Below are 220 nucleotides of genomic sequence, written 5' to 3'. Positions count from 1 at the left end.
ATCGTTCGAGGACTTAACCAATTTTTAAAGCGAACTCGTTTTTTACAAACACTTCTTCTGCATTATCTAGTTTTGAGGGAATGAAAAAATTAATTTTTCTCTTGAAAAAATCAAAAAAGACATTATAATAAATAGTGTCAAATAATAGTCTGGTAATTATGGCGAGAAGGTCACACCCGTTCCCATACCGAACACGGAAGTTAAGCTTCTCAGCGCCGAT

General features: G+C 34.5%; 1 rRNA gene. It reads left to right on the top strand.

From position 1 onward, the window contains the following. Positions 1-148: 148 nt before the first annotated feature. Positions 149-220 (top strand): 5S ribosomal RNA (rrf, locus tag AC3A54_RS25660); the annotation flags it as partial.

It is taken from the genome of Neobacillus sp. Soil_C_43 (assembly GCF_057656715.1).
Note: the sequence above shows the minus strand (reverse complement) of the source record. Positions and strands in the feature narration are given on the sequence as shown.